This is a genomic window from Stutzerimonas kunmingensis, assembly GCF_900114065.1.
In the GTDB taxonomy this organism is placed as follows: domain Bacteria; phylum Pseudomonadota; class Gammaproteobacteria; order Pseudomonadales; family Pseudomonadaceae; genus Stutzerimonas; species Stutzerimonas kunmingensis.
Window position 1 is genome coordinate 128,966 of record NZ_FORS01000004.1, and the last position, 14,011, is coordinate 142,976.

Below are 14,011 nucleotides of genomic sequence, written 5' to 3' on the forward strand. Positions count from 1 at the left end.
TATGGCGGCATGCAAACTTGTGACACCGGCGAGTGCAGCAGTTTGCTCTTTGCCAGATCATCGCCACCTCGCTTACGTTTCCGTCCCGAGGCGCCCCGCCGCCTCCACGATCAATGGCATCGGTTACAAAAGGAACCGCACCATGAGTCTCTACGAGATCGCCTTTTCCGGCCAACTGCTTCCGGGCGCCAAGCTCGAGCAGGTCGAGGCCAACCTGACCAAGCTGTTCCAGGCCGACGCCCAGCGCATCGCGCTGCTGTTCTCCGGCCGGCGCATCGTGATCAAGCAGAATCTGGACTTCGCCGCGGCCGAAAAATATCGCCAGGCGATGGAGCGTGCCGGCGCGCAGGTAGAAATCAAACCGCTGCCCGTCGATGTGGAAGAAATCGAACTGGCGCCGCCTCCGGCATCGACGGCGGCCAGCGCGGCCAGCGCCGAGAGCAGCGCAGGAAAAACGAGCGACGCCCCGGCCACACTCAAGGTGACGCCGCGTGACGAATACATGGCAGCCTTCGCCGACGTCGAGGCACCGGACTTCGGTATTGCGCCGGTCGGCGTCGACCTGCAGGACGCCCGGCCCGAGCCAGAGGCGCCGCGCGTGGACCTTTCTCAGTTCAGCCTTGCCCCGGTGGGCAGCGACATGGGCGAAAAGCCGCGCGACACCACCGCCGTGGTGCCGGATATCTCGCATCTGAAGCTGCAGGACTGACGGGCACACGTTCGGGAGTGAGCGCCGCAGAGACTCCTCAGGCGCTCAGCTTCAGACCAACCAGCCCAGCCAGCAACAGCAGCACGCTCACCAGCCGCGCGGGCGAGGCGCTTTCGCCGAAGATGAGAATGCCCAGCAGCACGGTACCCAATGCGCCGATACCGACCCAGATGCCGTAGGCGGTGCCCACCGGCAGAACCTGCATGGCACGCGCGAGCAGGAAAAAGCTGCCAGCCATGGCCGCTATGGTGAGCACACTGGGTAGCGGGCGGGTGAAGCCTTCGGAAGCCTTGAGGCCAATGGCCCACCCCACTTCCAGAAGGCCGGCTACGATCAGCATGATCCAGGCCGAATGCATGACGATGACTCCATCAACTGCAGGGTCGTCCCCGCACGATTCGACATGCCAGCGGGTCGTCCCGCGGCGGACGCGACCCTAGCACAGCGGCGCACTGTTTTGGACCACTCGCAGCGCCCGTCGATCGCAGGTTTACTGATTGCTGAACGGAGATCGATGTTGGTCCCATGCTCCAGCGTGGAACCATCAGCAGCTCCCGTGTCCGCGCCGGAGCGTGGGTATGGTCATCAAAGATGTAGCCGATGCGGTCCCATCGCGAATGCCACGCGGTGGATGGGTGAAGCGTCATCCACCCTACGAACCACCCCGTAGGGTGGAAAACTGCGAAGCATTTTCCACCTTGGATAGCGGACAGATGAGCCCCTGCCTACGCCACCTCATGCCCGCGGGCCGCTTCGCTGAGGTAGAACCAGGTGGGACGGTCGAGGGTCAGTTCAGCGCCCAGCAGCGCCTCCTCGATCCGCTCCCAGCGCAGGCTGCCGAGGATCGGCAGCGGACGACCGGGCAACTGCCGCAGCCAGGACAGCGCTACCTGATTGGCAGTCGCGCCCCGATCCGCGGCGACTTCTTCGAGCGCGCTGCGTAAACGCTCGCCGAAGCGCCCACCCGCCATGGGCGACCAGGCCAGCACTTGCAGGCCCGCGGCCTGCAAGGCATGCAAACCGCCGTTCCATACCCCGTGCTGGGCTTGCAGCGAGAGTTCGATCTGGTTGCAGCGCAGTGGCACGCGCTGCGCCAGCGCCTGGCAGTGCAACACCTCTGCGTTGGACAGGCCGATTCAGCCCACCTTGCCGCTGGCGATCAGCTCGTTCAGCGTGTCGGCCACCTCGTCGACCTGCAGCAGCGGGTCCGGGCGATGCAGCAGAAAGCCGTCGAGCCGCTCGACACCCAGCCGCGTCAGGCTGCCGTCCACCGCCTGGCGCAGATAGCAGGAGCTGGAATCGTAGTGCTTGACCCGCCAGCGCGAACAATCCTGCCCGGCCGGCACGATGTCGGCCTTGCCGATGATCTGCAGGCGCTGACGCAGCCCCGGTGCCTGACTCAGGGCCGCGCCGAAGTGCGCCTCGCAGCGCCCGCCAGCATAGATATCGGCATGGTCGAAACCGTTCAGCCCGCGCTCGACACAGCGTTCGATGAACGCCAGCAGTGCCTGGGGTTCACCCAGCTCGGGGTATTCCAGCAGGCGCATCATGCCCAGCACCAGCGGCTGGGCGAGCACGGGTGCGGCCATTGTGGCGCTCCGTCAGAAGATGTAGTCGGTGGTCAGGAAGCTCGACTGCCGGTCACGAATGATCCGGTCGACCAGCTGCTTGTTGGCCTCGTTGAAGCGCGTCGCCACCAGGGTGCGGATGGAGAACACACGCAGGGCGTCATGTACCGACAGCGTGCCTTCGGCGGAATTCTTGCGACCATTGAACGGGTAGCTGTCCGGCCCGCGCTGGCACTGGGCATTGATGTTGATGCGACCGACCTGGTTGACGAAGGCATCCACCAGCTCGCCGACCTGCGCCGGATCGTTGCCGAAGATCGACAGCTGCTGGCCGTAGTCGGAGGCGGTCACATAGTCGATCACTTCCTGCAGGTCGCGGTACGGCACTACCGGCACCAGCGGGCCAAACTGCTCTTCGTGATAGACACGCATGGACGAATCAACCGGGCTCAGCACCGCCGGATGAAAGAAGGTTTGGTGCGACTCGCCGCCGCCGGCATTGACCACTCGCGCGCCCTTGGCCACGGCGTCTTCGAGCACCGCATGCAGGTAATCGGTCTTGCCCGGCTCGGGCAGCGGCGTCAGCGCGACGCCGGGCTCCCAAGGCATGCCCGGCTTGAGCGCGTTGACGCGAGCGGCGAAGCGTTCGAGAAAGCCATCGAGCACCGCCTCGTGCACGAAGAGGATCTTCAATGCCGTGCAACGCTGGCCATTGAACGACAGCGCACCGGTCACCGCCTCTTCCACAGCGTTGTCCAGATCGACATCCGGCAGAACGATGCCCGGGTTCTTCGCATCCAGCCCCAGCGCGGCGCGCAGGCGGTGCGGACGCGGGTGCAGTTTCTTCAGATCGGCGGCGCCCTTGTGGGTGCCGATAAAGGCGAACACGTCGATCTTGCCGCTGGCCATCAGCGCGCTGACCGTCTCGCGGCCTCGACCGTAGATGACATTGATGACGCCGGCCGGGAAGCTGTCGCGGAAGGCTTCGAGCAGCGGATGTACCAGCAGCACACCGAACTTGGCCGGTTTGAACACCACCGTGTTGCCCATGATCAGCGCCGGGATCAGCGTGGTGAAGGTTTCATTCAGCGGGTAGTTGTACGGCCCCATGCACAGCGCCACGCCCATCGGTACCCGACGGATCTGCCCCAACGTACCCTGCTCCAGCTCGAAGCGGCTGGAGCTGCGGTCCAGTTCCTTCAGAGCATGGATGGTGTCGACGATGTAGTCGCAGGTGCGGTCGAATTCCTTCTCCGAATCCTTGAGGTTCTTGCCAATCTCCCACATCAGCAGCTTGACCACCGCGTCGCGCTGTTCGCGCATGCGCGCCAGAAAGCTCTCGACATGGGCGATGCGCTCGGCCACGCGCATGGTCGGCCAGGCACCGCGACCGTAGTCATAGGCGGCGACAGCGGCGTCCAATGCACGCAACGCGGCGTCGGCATCCAGCAACGGCGTGCTGCCGAGGACCACCTGATGCTCGCTGCCATCGGCCTCGCGCAGAAACACCGGGCTGCGAACTTCGGCCAGCGGGCCGTCCCAGTGCATCAACTCGCCATCGACCAGATAATCGCGCTGCGTCACCGGTGCGTCCGGACGATAGGCTTCGGGAATCTCATCCAGACGGGGGAAAAGCTCGGAAAGCGGGCGCGCGTTGCTCATGCAACCTCCAGGTAGCGAGAAGATAGGGGAAGATGCGGCGGGCCTTCGCCCGCCGCGGGGGATGGGACGATTACAGCTCGCGCTGTTCGGCACGCTCGGCGCGCAGGTCGAAGTCGCGCGGCAGCTCGGCCGCCGGCGCGCTGTCCAGCGCCTGCAGGGCCTGGCGCGTGGCGCTTTCGATGGCGGCCCAGTCGCCGGCACGCACGGCCTTGGCGTCGACCATCCAGGTGCCGCCAACGCACATCACATTGGCCAGGCTGAGGTAATCCCGCGCATTGCGCGCATTGACGCCACCGGTCGGGCAGAAGCGGATGTCACCGAACGGCCCGCCCAGCGCCTTGAGCGCTGCCACGCCGCCACAGATCTCGGCGGGGAACAGCTTGAAGCGGCGATAGCCCATCGCGTAGCCGAGCATAATTTCCGAAGCACTGGCGACGCCTGGCAGCAGCGGTAGCGGGCCCTGCAAGGCGGCTTCAAGCAACGCCGGCGTGCTGCCGGGCGAGACGATGAACTGTGCACCAGCGGCCTCGGCCTGCTCGAGCATGTTGGCGTCGAGCACGGTGCCGGCGCCGACGATCAGCTCCGGACGCTGCTCGCGCAGCAGGCGAATGGCGCCCAGGCCCAGCGCCGAACGCAGGGTGATTTCGAGCACGCGCAGGCCACCGGCGGCCAGAGCATCGGCCAGCGGCAGAATGTCCGCCTCACGCTCGATGGTGATCACCGGCAGGATGCGCGCAGCGCTGCACCACTGGTCGATCAGGGCGATCTTGTCGTTCATGGCGTCGGCGCTGGTTTGGATAGATGTCATGGGTAATTCCTTGCGGCCTCAGGGGCACCAGTAGATTTCGAGGGGACGGGCGAGGAAGGCGCGAATCGGCATCGCTTCGTAGGGCTCGCCAGCCAGGGCCTGATTGAGCGTGGCCAGCTTGCCCGGGCCGTGCAGAGCGAGCAGCGTCAGGCGGGCGCTGGCCAGCAGCGACAGGCTCATACTCAGGCGCTGGCGCGGCACAGTTGGCGCCTGCATCGGCAGGCAGCGCCGCGTACCACGCGGGTCGAGCGCCTGCTGCAGATTCGGGCTCTCCGGGAACAGCGAGGCTGTGTGGCCGTCCTCGCCCATGCCCAGCACCAGCACGTCGATCGGCGGCAGCTCGGCCAATACGGCGTCGGCGCGTTCGGCGGCCTCTTCCAGACTCGCCGCGCTCTGGTACAGGCCAACCAGGCGTGCCGCGGCGGCCGGCCCCTGCAACAGATGGCGACGCAGCAGGCCTTCGTTGCTGTCGGGATGGCTGACCGGCACCCAGCGCTCGTCGGCGAGGCTGACGGTGACCTTGGCCCAATCCAGTTCCTGCTGCGCCAGGCGCTCGAAGAAGGCGATCGGGCTGCGGCCGCCGGAAACCACCAGGGTCGCCGCACCGCGCTCGGTGATCGCACCACGTAGGGCGTTGCTAACGGTCAGTGCCAGTTCGCCGGCCAACTGCTCGGCGTCACCAAGGCTGAAACCCAGGGTCTGCACGGGCAGATCGAGATTAGAGATCGTCATACCAACTCCTGCCATCACGGCTGATCAGGGCAATCGAGGCAGCCGGTCCCCAGCTGCCTGCTGCATAAGGTTTGGGTGGGGCGCCGACGCGCTGCCAGCCGTCGATCAGCTGGTCGCACCACTTCCAGGCGTATTCGATTTCGTCCTTGCGCACGAAGAGGTTCTGGTTGCCCTTCATCACTTCCAACAACAGGCGCTCGTAGGCATCGGGGATACGCGGGCTCTTGTAGGTTTCCGAGAAGTTCAGCTGCAGCGGGCCGCTGCGCAGCTGCATGCCCTTGTCCAGGCCCTGGTCCTTGGTCATCACCAGCAGCGAGATGCCCTCCTGCGGCTGCAGGCGGATGATCAGCTTGTTGCCGATCAGCTGGCGCTGTTCCGGGGCGAAGATGTAGTGCGGCGGCGCCTTGAAGTGGATAACGATCTGCGACAGCTTCTGCGGCATGCGCTTACCGGTACGCAGGTAGAACGGCACGCCGGCCCAGCGCCAATTGCAGATTTCCGCCCGCAGCGCGACGAAGGTTTCGGTGTCGCTCTGGGTGTTGGAGTTTTCTTCCTCCAGATAGCCCGGCACGTGGCGGCCAAGGATGCTGCCGGCGACGTACTGGCCGCGCACCAGCTGCTGGCCAAGATGTTCTGGCGCAATCGGCGCCAGCGCCTTGAGCACCTTGACCTTCTCGTCGCGGATGCTGTCGGCCGAGAGGTCGCTGGGCGGGTCCATGGCGATCAGGCAGAGCAGCTGCAGCAGGTGATTCTGAATCATGTCGCGCAACTGGCCGGCCTGATCGAAGTAGCCCCAGCGGCCTTCGATACCGACGGTTTCGGCAACGGTGATCTCCACGTGGGAGATGTGGTTCTGGTTCCACTGGGTTTCGAACAGGCTGTTGGCGAAGCGCAGGGCGATCAGGTTCTGCACCGTGTCCTTGCCCAGGTAATGATCGATGCGGTAGGTGCGGTCTTCCGGGAAGAAGCGCGCCACCGCGTCGTTCACTTCGCGGGAAGATTCCAGGTCATGGCCGATGGGCTTTTCCAGCACCACGCGGGTGCGCTCGGCCAGCCCGGCCTCGGCCAGCCCGGCGCAGATCGCACCGTAGACAGATGCCGGGGTGGCGAAGAAGGCGACGATGCTTTCCGCGTTGCCGGCCTTGTCCGCTAGCGCGACGAAATCCTCGGCGCGGCGGAAATCCATGCTCAGGTAGTCCAGGCGCGCCATGAAGCGCTGCAGCACGGCTTCGTCGAGGTCGCGCTCGCCGACGTGGCGACGCAGATGTTCTTCGATCATCGCCAGATGGCTCGCCGCCTCGCCGCTCTCACGAGCCAGCGCGAGCAGGCGCGTTTCGGTTGGAAGCAGGCCGGCGCGATCAAGCTGATAGAGCGCGGGAAACAACTTGCGCAGGGCCAGATCACCAAGGGCGCCGAACAGCGCCAGGGTGCAGGGTTCGACAGATAGTGGCGTCATGATGTTTGTTCTTCTACTAAAACTGCACTATGAATACACGGCGATGCCCTGTTATTCAAGTTCAATGTAGTAATAAAAACAACATTTACCGCAAATTTAGATACCTGTGGCCGCTCCGCACCGCCCTCAGTAGGATAGACCACCCCTTTGGCAAGCCGCATCAGGACCGACATGGACCGCGTACACAACCTGCTCGAGCAGATCCAGCGCCGCATCGAAGACCTCAACAAGGCCGAGCGCAAGGTCGCCGAGGTGATCCTGCGCAACCCGCAGCAGGCCACCCGCTTCAGCATCGCCACCCTGGCGCAGACCGCGCAAGTCAGTGAGCCGACAGTGAATCGCTTCTGTCGCTCGTTCGGCGTCAGCGGTTATCCGGAACTGAAGATGCAGCTGGCGCAGAGCCTGGCCAGCGGCGCCGCCTACGTCAGCCAGGCGGTGGAACCCGACGACGGCCCGGCGGAGTACACGCGCAAGATCTTCGGCTCGGCCATCGCCTCGCTGGACAGCGCCTGCCAGAGCCTCGACCCGCAGCTGGTCAGCCGCGCCGTCGACCTGATGATCCAGGCCCGGCAGATTCACTTCTTCGGCCTCGGCGCCTCGGCCTCGGTGGCGCTGGATGCGCAGCACAAGTTCTTCCGCTTCAACCTGGCGGTAACCGCCCATTCGGACGTGCTGATGCAGCGAATGCTGGCCTCGGTGGCGCACACCGGCGAGCTGTTCGTGATCATTTCCTACACCGGGCGTACCCGCGAGCTGGTGGAGGTGGCGCGCATCGCCCGGCAGAACGGCGCCTCGGTACTCGGCCTGACCGCCGCCGGCTCACCGCTGGCACAGGCCAGCACGCTGAGCCTGAACATTCCGCTGCCCGAGGACACCGACATCTACATGCCGATGACCTCGCGCATCATCCAGCTCACGGTGCTCGACGTGCTCGCCACCGGCATGACCCTGCGCCGCGGCGTGGATTTCCAGCCGCACCTGCGCAAGGTAAAGGAAAGCCTTAATGCCAGCCGTTATCCGGCGGACGAAGAGCCGAGCTGAGGCAATCGCGCCGGCATGAGACGCCGGATGTTGCTATAACAACATCCGGCCGCCACATATCCGAAAAAGCACCCGATCAGCGTGCCAGCGCCTGTTCCAGCGCCACACCGGCGCCCTCCAGCCCCGGATAGTCAGCGGTGACCAGCCACACCGGCACATCGCCGAGATAGCCGCTCATGGAACCCTTGCTGGCGAAGCCTCGGGCGAAACCGCTGGCCGCGAAAAAATCGGCGAAACGCGGCACCACACCACCGACGATATACACCCCACCGCGCGCGCCGAGCGTGAGCACGTTGTTGCCGGCGACCCGCCCGAGCCACACGCAGAACTGCTCCAGGGTCGCCACCGCGACATGATCGCCAGCCAGCGCAGCCGCCGTGACCTCAGCCGGCGACACCAGTCGCGGCATCAAACCGGCCAGGGCACAGACCGCACGATAGAGCAGCAACAGGCCGCCACCACTGAGCACGTCTTCCGCGCGCACATGGCCAAGCTGGGCGAAGAGCATCTGCCACAGCGCCGCCTCGTGAGCATCCGCCACGGGCAGATCGACGTGTCCACCCTCCCCCGGCAGAGCACGCCAATTACCGCCACCCAAGGGCAGCAACGCGGCGACGCCAAGCCCGGTGCCCGGCCCGATAACCAGGGCCGGCGCATCGGGCTCGGCCTCACCAGCACAGATCATGCGCCGCCCCGTCTCGCTTACCCGCGTCATGCCTAGCGCCATCGCGGCGAAGTCATTGATCAGCAGCAGCTCGTCCAGCTGCAGGGCGCCGCAGAAGTCGCTTCGCGTCAGCCGCCAGTGATTGTTGGTGAACGTGAATTGCTCGCCTTTGACCGGCCCGGCGCAGGCCAAACAGGCTGCCTCGACGCTGCCCGGCGCCAGGCCGAGGGATGCCAGGTAATACTCAACCGCCATTTCGGGCGTGGCGAAATCCGCCGCCGCCAGCACCCGTACCGACTCCAGCCGCGAGTCGCGCCACAGCGCGAAGCGCGCATTGGTGCCGCCGATATCGCCGACCAGCGCCAGCCTCATCGCAGCGCCTCCAGCCCAGCAGTGAACACGCTGGCGCCCTGCTCAGCGGAGCTGAACGCCGAGCGCATAAAGCCAAACAGCTCGCGCCCGCAGCCCTGCACACCCACAGGCGGCGCAGCAGCCGGCGACCGATCGGCCAGCTCGGCGGCATCGACCAGCACCTCGAGCACACCGTTCTGCCCATCCACACGCAGCAGATCGCCGTCGCGCACGCGCGCTAACGGGCCGCCATCGATTGCCTCCGGGCACACATGAATCGCCGCCGGCACCTTGCCCGACGCACCGGACATGCGCCCGTCGGTGACCAGCGCGACCTTGAAACCGCGGTCCTGCAACAGACCAAGATAAGGCGTCAGCTTGTGCAACTCGGGCATGCCGTTGGCGCGCGGCCCCTGGAAGCGCACCACCGCAACGACGTCGCGCTCCAGCTCGCCCGCCTTGAAGGCCTCGACCAACTCCAGCTGATCGGCAAAGACCCGCGCCGGCGCTTCCACGACACGGTGCTCGGGCGCCACGGCGGACACCTTCATCACCCCGCGACCGAGATTGCCGCTCATCACCCGCAGCCCGCCTTCAGCCGAGAACGGCCGCGCAACCGGCCGCAGGATGCTTTCGTCCAGGCTCGCCGCAGCGCCTTCACGCCAGGTCAATCGACCGCCTTCGAGGAAGGGCTCCTGGGTATAGCGACTGAGGCCACGACCCATCACGGTATGCACATCCTCATGCAGCAGGCCGGCATCGAGCAGCTCGCGCACCAGCAGCGCGACGCCGCCCGCGGCATGGAAGTGATTGATGTCGGCTGAGCCATTGGGATAGACCCGCGCCAGCGTCGGCACCACTGCGGAAAGGTCGGCCATGTCCTGCCAGGTCAGCTGGATGCCCGCCGCCTGGGCGATGGCCGGCATGTGCAGGGTGTGATTGGTCGAGCCGCCGGTGGCATGCAGCGCGACGATGGCGTTGACCAATACGCGCTCGTCGACGAGCTCACCGAGCGGCGTGAAGCTGCCGCCCTGTGGCGTCAGTCGAGTGACCTGCCGCGCGGCCTCGGCGGTCAGCGCATCGCGCAATGGCGTGCCCGGGTTGACGAAGGAAGAGCCCGGCAAGTGCAGGCCCATGACCTCCATCAGCATCTGGTTGGTGTTGGCGGTGCCGTAGAAGGTACAGGTACCGGGACTGTGATAGGCCTGCATTTCCGCCGCCAGCAGCTCGTCGCGACCTGCCTTGCCTTCGGCGTAGCGCTGGCGCACCGCGGCCTTGTCCTTGTTGGCCAGGCCGGACGGCATCGGCCCGGCCGGCACGAACACAGCGGGCAGATGCCCGAAGCGCAGCGCACCGATCAGCAAACCGGGAACGATCTTGTCGCAGATGCCGAGCAGCAGCGCCCCATCGAACAGGTTGTGCGACAGCGCCACCGCGGTGCTCATGGCGATCACCTCGCGACTGGCGATGGCCAGCTCCATGCCCGGCTCGCCCTGGGTGACGCCGTCACACATCGCCGGCACACCGCCGGCCACCTGCCCCACCGAGCCGATATCGCGCAGCGCGTGGCGCAGGCGCTCGGGGTAGTCCTCATAGGGCTGATGCGCCGAGAGCATGTCGTTGTAGGCCGTGACGATGGCGATGTTGGCCGCATCCGGCAGCCGCAGGCGCTGCTTGTCCTGCGCGCCGCAACCGGCAACGCCATGGGCGAAGTTCGCGCATTGCGCGCCGTTGCGGGCAGGCCCGGCACTGGCAGCGCCGCGAACCATGGCGAGATAGGCTTCGCGCGTAGGCCGGCTACGCTTGATCAGGCGCTGGGTGACTTCGACCACTACGGGATGCATGAAAACCTCCTGATTTGTAGTTTTTATAAACAATCAGGCGGCATCATAACGACGAGCGGGACGATTTCGAAGAAATATGTTTGTTTAAACAACAAAATAACACCACGCTCAACGACGTAGCAGTTCTAGCTGACGACGTAGCTGGGCGGCTTGCGCCTTTTCCGCCCGCAGCCCGGAAGTCAACTCAGCCTTGTCCTGCTCCAGGCGCACGATCACCTGACCAAGGCCATCCAGCAGTTCGCGCAGCACTTCCAGTTCTCGGCATTGGCTCTGCCGGCCCATCCATAGCAGCCAGAGCAGTACCAGTAGCACCATCACGCCGCACAGCGAGGTGCCGATCAGCAGCCAGGCGAGGCTCATTGCACTCATCGTTTCGCTCCTTTGCTTGCGGCGCAATGCCGCTTCCAGAGGCTCAACGATATGTAGCTTATGACGACAGGTCGATAATGTTTACTTGCACAGGTAAACATTTGCAGCAGGTCATTGCCGCCATCTGCTAGTGAAGGACGGCTATGGACCACGCAGGCCGCCCGGCGATGTGCCAGCATGACGCAGCGCCACTGCGACCACCTGTCGTGATTCGTTACAGGTCGACAGAGGATTACTCGCCGACGTCCACCGGTCGCCGCACATCGTCGTCATGGCCAGGGTCGCGATGTTCCAGCTGCAGGAACAATGCGGCAGCGAGCATCGCCATACCGCCGACGCAGAGAAACGTCAGCTGAAATGCCCGCAGCACCTCGCTGCCCTGCGCGTCGTCCACGGTAAAGCCTCCCAGCAGCGCACCGGCGGTGGCGACGCCAAGGCTCATTGATAGCTGCACCACCACCGACAGCAGGCTATTGCCGCTACTGGCGTCGGCATGGCTAAGGCCGACCAGGGTGACGGTGTTCATCGCGGTGAACTGCATCGAGTTGACCATGCCGATCAGGCCCAGATGCACCAGCAGCAGCCACGTCGGCGTTTGTCCATCGATGGTCGCCAGGCTGGCGATCAGGCAGCCGAGCAGCAGCGTGTTGCCGATCAGCAGACGGCGATAACCGAGACGATCGATGATCGGCTTGGCCAGGGATTTGACCGCCATCGCACCCAAGGCCAGCGGAATCATGCTCATCCCGGCCTGCGCCGGCGAATAGCCAAGCGCCACCTGCAGCAGCAATGGCAACAGGAACGGCAGCGCGCCACCACCCAGCCGGGCAAACAGGTTGCCGAAGATGCCCACCGCAAAGCTGCGCGTATGGAACAGCTTAGGGCTGAACAGCGGCGCATCGATGCGCCCGGCGCGCAGCCAGTAGGCCGCCATGCACGCTGCGCCGCCGAACAGCAGCAGCATCACCCGGGCATGCGACATGTGCATCTGGCCGAGCCCCTCCAGCGCGATGGTGACCAGCACCATCGCTGCGCCGAACAGCAGGAAGCCGAGCGTATCGAAGCGCACCCGCTCGGGCCCTTTGAGATCGGGCATGAAGCGCAGCGCGGCGATGCAGCCAATCACGCCCACCGGCAGATTGATCAGGAAGATCCAGTGCCAGGAGGCGTACTCCACCAGCCAGCCACCCAGGGTTGGCCCGAGCAACGGGCCGACCAGTCCTGGCAGTGCGATAAAGGCCATGATCCGCACGAAGTCGCTGCGCGGAAATGCCCGCAGCACCACCAGCCGCCCCACCGGCAGCATCAGCGCTCCGCCCAGCGCCTGCAGCACGCGGGAAGCCACCAGCTGGTTGAAGCTGGTCGACAACGCGCACAACAGCGAGCCCACGGAAAACAGCACGATGGCGGTCACGAAGATGCGCCGGCTACCGAAGCGGTCAGCAATCCAGCCGGATGCCGGAATCAGCAACGCCACTGTGAGCATGTACGCGATCACAACGCCCTGCATACGCAGCGGGTTTTCCGCCAGATCGCGCGCCATGGCGGGCAGCGCGGTATTGAGAATGGTGCCGTCCAGCGTCTGCATGAAGAAGGCGATGGCCACCAGCCACGGCAAAATTCGCGCGGTACGGGCGTCGAGTGAGACGGGCGGTTGCATGAAGTCCCCGGATACGAAAGGTGCACCATCTTAGAGGATTCGTTCGGCGCCGGTTCGGGTCGCTGCTCCCCGCACACCCACACCAAGCGCCACTGTGACGACCTGTCGCAGTTAGCCTGCAGCGCCCGCAAATAGCCATCTGCAGCGGCATACAGCCTTGCATTCAGACACCGGTAACAAAATATTTCTTGGGAAATTGACGCGAATCATTATCATTCGGAAGCGCAAGTGCAATCTTCGCTCCGTCCTTTCTGTTTCCGGAGAATTCCCAATGCGCATCCCCGCCACACTGGCCATCACCACCCTGCTGCTCACCCCGCTCGCCCAGGCGAAGGAATATCCCATCGGCGAACCGCAGCAGTGCGGCGGCATGGAGGTCGGCGCGGTGTATCTGCAGCCGGTCGAAATGGACCCACCGGGCATGATGCGTGCCGCGGCCGAGTCCGACGTGCATCTCGAGGCCGATATCAGCGCCACCGAAGACAACCGCAACGGCTGGCAGGAAGGCAGCTTCGTGCCATATCTGAGCATCCACTACACGCTGCGCAAGAAGGGTTCCGACGAAGTCGTCGAAGGCGATTTCCATCCGATGGTGGCAAACGACGGCCCGCACTACGGTGACAACGTCAAGCTGCTCGGCCCAGGCAAGTACCAGTTGACCTACAAGATCCTGCCGCCAGGCTCGGGGCACAACATGTTCGGTCGCCACACCGACAAGGAAACCGGCGTCGCCCCCTGGTTCGAAGGCTGCGAGCTGACGTACGAGTTCACCTACGCCGGCATCGGCAAGAAAGGGGGCTACTGATGCGTCGCGCCGGGCAATCGCTGCTCGGCGTGCTGCCGATACTGGTCGGGCTCGCGAGCCCGGCGCAGGCCGCGCTGCCGACGTACGAGCTGACCATACGTGACGGCCACTTCGAGCCAGCGACCATCGAAGTCCCTGCCCGCCAGCGCTTCAAGATCATCGTGCACAACGCCGGCAGCGGGCCGACCGAGTTCGAGAGCACCCCGCTACGCGTCGAGAAGGTGCTGTCACCCGGGGTGACCTCCTTCGTCGTGATCCACCCACTGAAGCCGGGCCGCTATCCATTCTTCGACGAATTCCATATGGATCTTCCCGAAGGCGAGATCGTCGCCAAGTAGTTGC

At 65.0% G+C, this 14,011-nt stretch carries 13 protein-coding genes and 1 pseudogene; 4 read left to right on the top strand and 10 right to left on the bottom strand.

What is annotated here, in order from left to right; translation table 11 throughout:
• The first annotated feature begins 142 nt into the window (after nucleotides 1-142).
• Nucleotides 143-709: a hypothetical protein gene (locus tag BM275_RS11630; RefSeq protein ID WP_041014494.1), complete on the top strand. Its 567-nt coding sequence runs from the start codon at nucleotides 143-145 to the stop codon at nucleotides 707-709.
• Between the two features lie 37 nt (nucleotides 710-746).
• On the opposite strand, the gene sugE is transcribed toward BM275_RS11630, so the two are convergent.
• From sugE to zwf, 6 genes and pseudogenes are all read right to left on the bottom strand, one after another.
• Nucleotides 747-1,067, bottom strand: a complete 321-nt coding sequence (sugE, locus tag BM275_RS11635; RefSeq protein WP_014820923.1) for a quaternary ammonium compound efflux SMR transporter SugE — start codon at nucleotides 1,065-1,067, stop codon at nucleotides 747-749.
• A gap of 367 nt (nucleotides 1,068-1,434) precedes the next feature.
• A pseudogene (locus BM275_RS11640) lies at nucleotides 1,435-2,298 on the bottom strand (aldo/keto reductase).
• A 12-nt stretch (nucleotides 2,299-2,310) separates the two neighbouring features.
• Nucleotides 2,311-3,939 (bottom strand): NADP-dependent glyceraldehyde-3-phosphate dehydrogenase, encoded by a 1,629-nt coding sequence (locus BM275_RS11645; RefSeq protein WP_041014495.1) that lies wholly within the window; start codon nucleotides 3,937-3,939, stop codon nucleotides 2,311-2,313.
• A gap of 70 nt (nucleotides 3,940-4,009) precedes the next feature.
• Nucleotides 4,010-4,747 (bottom strand): bifunctional 4-hydroxy-2-oxoglutarate aldolase/2-dehydro-3-deoxy-phosphogluconate aldolase, encoded by a 738-nt coding sequence (locus BM275_RS11650; protein WP_003283588.1) that lies wholly within the window; start codon nucleotides 4,745-4,747, stop codon nucleotides 4,010-4,012.
• An 18-nt stretch (nucleotides 4,748-4,765) separates the two neighbouring features.
• On the bottom strand, nucleotides 4,766-5,479 hold the full coding sequence (gene pgl, locus BM275_RS11655; RefSeq protein WP_041014496.1) for a 6-phosphogluconolactonase: 714 nt from the start codon (nucleotides 5,477-5,479) through the stop codon (nucleotides 4,766-4,768).
• Nucleotides 5,466-6,935 carry a glucose-6-phosphate dehydrogenase gene (gene zwf / locus BM275_RS11660; RefSeq protein ID WP_041014497.1) on the bottom strand — a complete coding sequence of 490 codons (1,470 nt, stop codon included), beginning with the start codon at nucleotides 6,933-6,935 and terminating at the stop codon, nucleotides 5,466-5,468. The genes pgl and zwf overlap by 14 nt, the downstream gene beginning before the upstream one ends.
• 171 nt (nucleotides 6,936-7,106) lie before the next feature.
• On the opposite strand from zwf, the gene BM275_RS11665 reads away from it, so the two are divergent.
• A complete protein-coding gene (locus tag BM275_RS11665; RefSeq protein ID WP_014820929.1) occupies nucleotides 7,107-7,976 on the top strand; it encodes a MurR/RpiR family transcriptional regulator in 870 nt (289 codons plus the stop codon).
• Nucleotides 7,977-8,052: 76 nt separating this feature from the next.
• Here the strand turns inward: BM275_RS11665 and BM275_RS11670 are convergent, their stop codons facing one another.
• The 4 genes from BM275_RS11670 to mdtD all read right to left on the bottom strand — a co-directional run bounded on the left by BM275_RS11670 (nucleotide 8,053) and on the right by mdtD (nucleotide 12,864).
• A complete protein-coding gene (locus BM275_RS11670) occupies nucleotides 8,053-9,012 on the bottom strand; it encodes a glucokinase (protein ID WP_041014498.1) in 960 nt (319 codons plus the stop codon).
• The gene (gene edd / locus BM275_RS11675) at nucleotides 9,009-10,835 is read right to left on the bottom strand and encodes a phosphogluconate dehydratase (RefSeq protein WP_041014499.1); all 1,827 of its coding nucleotides are present in this window, start codon (nucleotides 10,833-10,835) and stop codon (nucleotides 9,009-9,011) included. Before edd ends, BM275_RS11670 begins: the two co-directional genes overlap by 4 nt.
• A gap of 108 nt (nucleotides 10,836-10,943) precedes the next feature.
• The gene (locus BM275_RS11680) at nucleotides 10,944-11,204 is read right to left on the bottom strand and encodes a hypothetical protein (protein ID WP_003299674.1); all 261 of its coding nucleotides are present in this window, start codon (nucleotides 11,202-11,204) and stop codon (nucleotides 10,944-10,946) included.
• 232 nt (nucleotides 11,205-11,436) lie between these two features.
• Nucleotides 11,437-12,864 carry a multidrug transporter subunit MdtD gene (gene mdtD / locus BM275_RS11685; protein ID WP_041014500.1) on the bottom strand — a complete coding sequence of 476 codons (1,428 nt, stop codon included), beginning with the start codon at nucleotides 12,862-12,864 and terminating at the stop codon, nucleotides 11,437-11,439.
• A gap of 271 nt (nucleotides 12,865-13,135) precedes the next feature.
• Here mdtD and BM275_RS11690 point away from each other — a divergent pair, with 271 nt between their 5' ends.
• A complete protein-coding gene (locus BM275_RS11690) occupies nucleotides 13,136-13,669 on the top strand; it encodes an iron transporter (protein WP_014820933.1) in 534 nt (177 codons plus the stop codon).
• Nucleotides 13,669-14,007 carry a cupredoxin domain-containing protein gene (locus BM275_RS11695; RefSeq protein WP_041014501.1) on the top strand — a complete coding sequence of 113 codons (339 nt, stop codon included), beginning with the start codon at nucleotides 13,669-13,671 and terminating at the stop codon, nucleotides 14,005-14,007. Before BM275_RS11690 ends, BM275_RS11695 begins: the two co-directional genes overlap by 1 nt.
• The last annotated feature ends 4 nt before the right edge of the window (nucleotides 14,008-14,011 follow it).

Excerpts from the sequence above, each read along its gene's own strand:
- BM275_RS11670 (WP_041014498.1), bottom strand. The coding sequence starts at position 9,012 with ATGAGGCTGGCGCTGGTCGGCGATATCGGCGGCACCAATGCGCGCTTC.
- BM275_RS11695 (WP_041014501.1), top strand. The coding sequence starts at position 13,669 with ATGCGTCGCGCCGGGCAATCGCTGCTCGGCGTGCTGCCGATACTGGTC.
- BM275_RS11650 (WP_003283588.1), bottom strand. The coding sequence starts at position 4,747 with ATGACATCTATCCAAACCAGCGCCGACGCCATGAACGACAAGATCGCC.
- BM275_RS11645 (WP_041014495.1), bottom strand. The coding sequence starts at position 3,939 with ATGAGCAACGCGCGCCCGCTTTCCGAGCTTTTCCCCCGTCTGGATGAG.
- BM275_RS11680 (WP_003299674.1), bottom strand. The coding sequence starts at position 11,204 with ATGAGTGCAATGAGCCTCGCCTGGCTGCTGATCGGCACCTCGCTGTGC.
- BM275_RS11665 (WP_014820929.1), top strand. The coding sequence starts at position 7,107 with ATGGACCGCGTACACAACCTGCTCGAGCAGATCCAGCGCCGCATCGAA.
- mdtD (WP_041014500.1), bottom strand. The coding sequence starts at position 12,864 with ATGCAACCGCCCGTCTCACTCGACGCCCGTACCGCGCGAATTTTGCCG.
- BM275_RS11690 (WP_014820933.1), top strand. The coding sequence starts at position 13,136 with ATGCGCATCCCCGCCACACTGGCCATCACCACCCTGCTGCTCACCCCG.
- zwf (WP_041014497.1), bottom strand. The coding sequence starts at position 6,935 with ATGACGCCACTATCTGTCGAACCCTGCACCCTGGCGCTGTTCGGCGCC.
- pgl (WP_041014496.1), bottom strand. The coding sequence starts at position 5,479 with ATGACGATCTCTAATCTCGATCTGCCCGTGCAGACCCTGGGTTTCAGC.
- sugE (WP_014820923.1), bottom strand. The coding sequence starts at position 1,067 with ATGCATTCGGCCTGGATCATGCTGATCGTAGCCGGCCTTCTGGAAGTG.
- BM275_RS11630 (WP_041014494.1), top strand. The coding sequence starts at position 143 with ATGAGTCTCTACGAGATCGCCTTTTCCGGCCAACTGCTTCCGGGCGCC.
- edd (WP_041014499.1), bottom strand. The coding sequence starts at position 10,835 with ATGCATCCCGTAGTGGTCGAAGTCACCCAGCGCCTGATCAAGCGTAGC.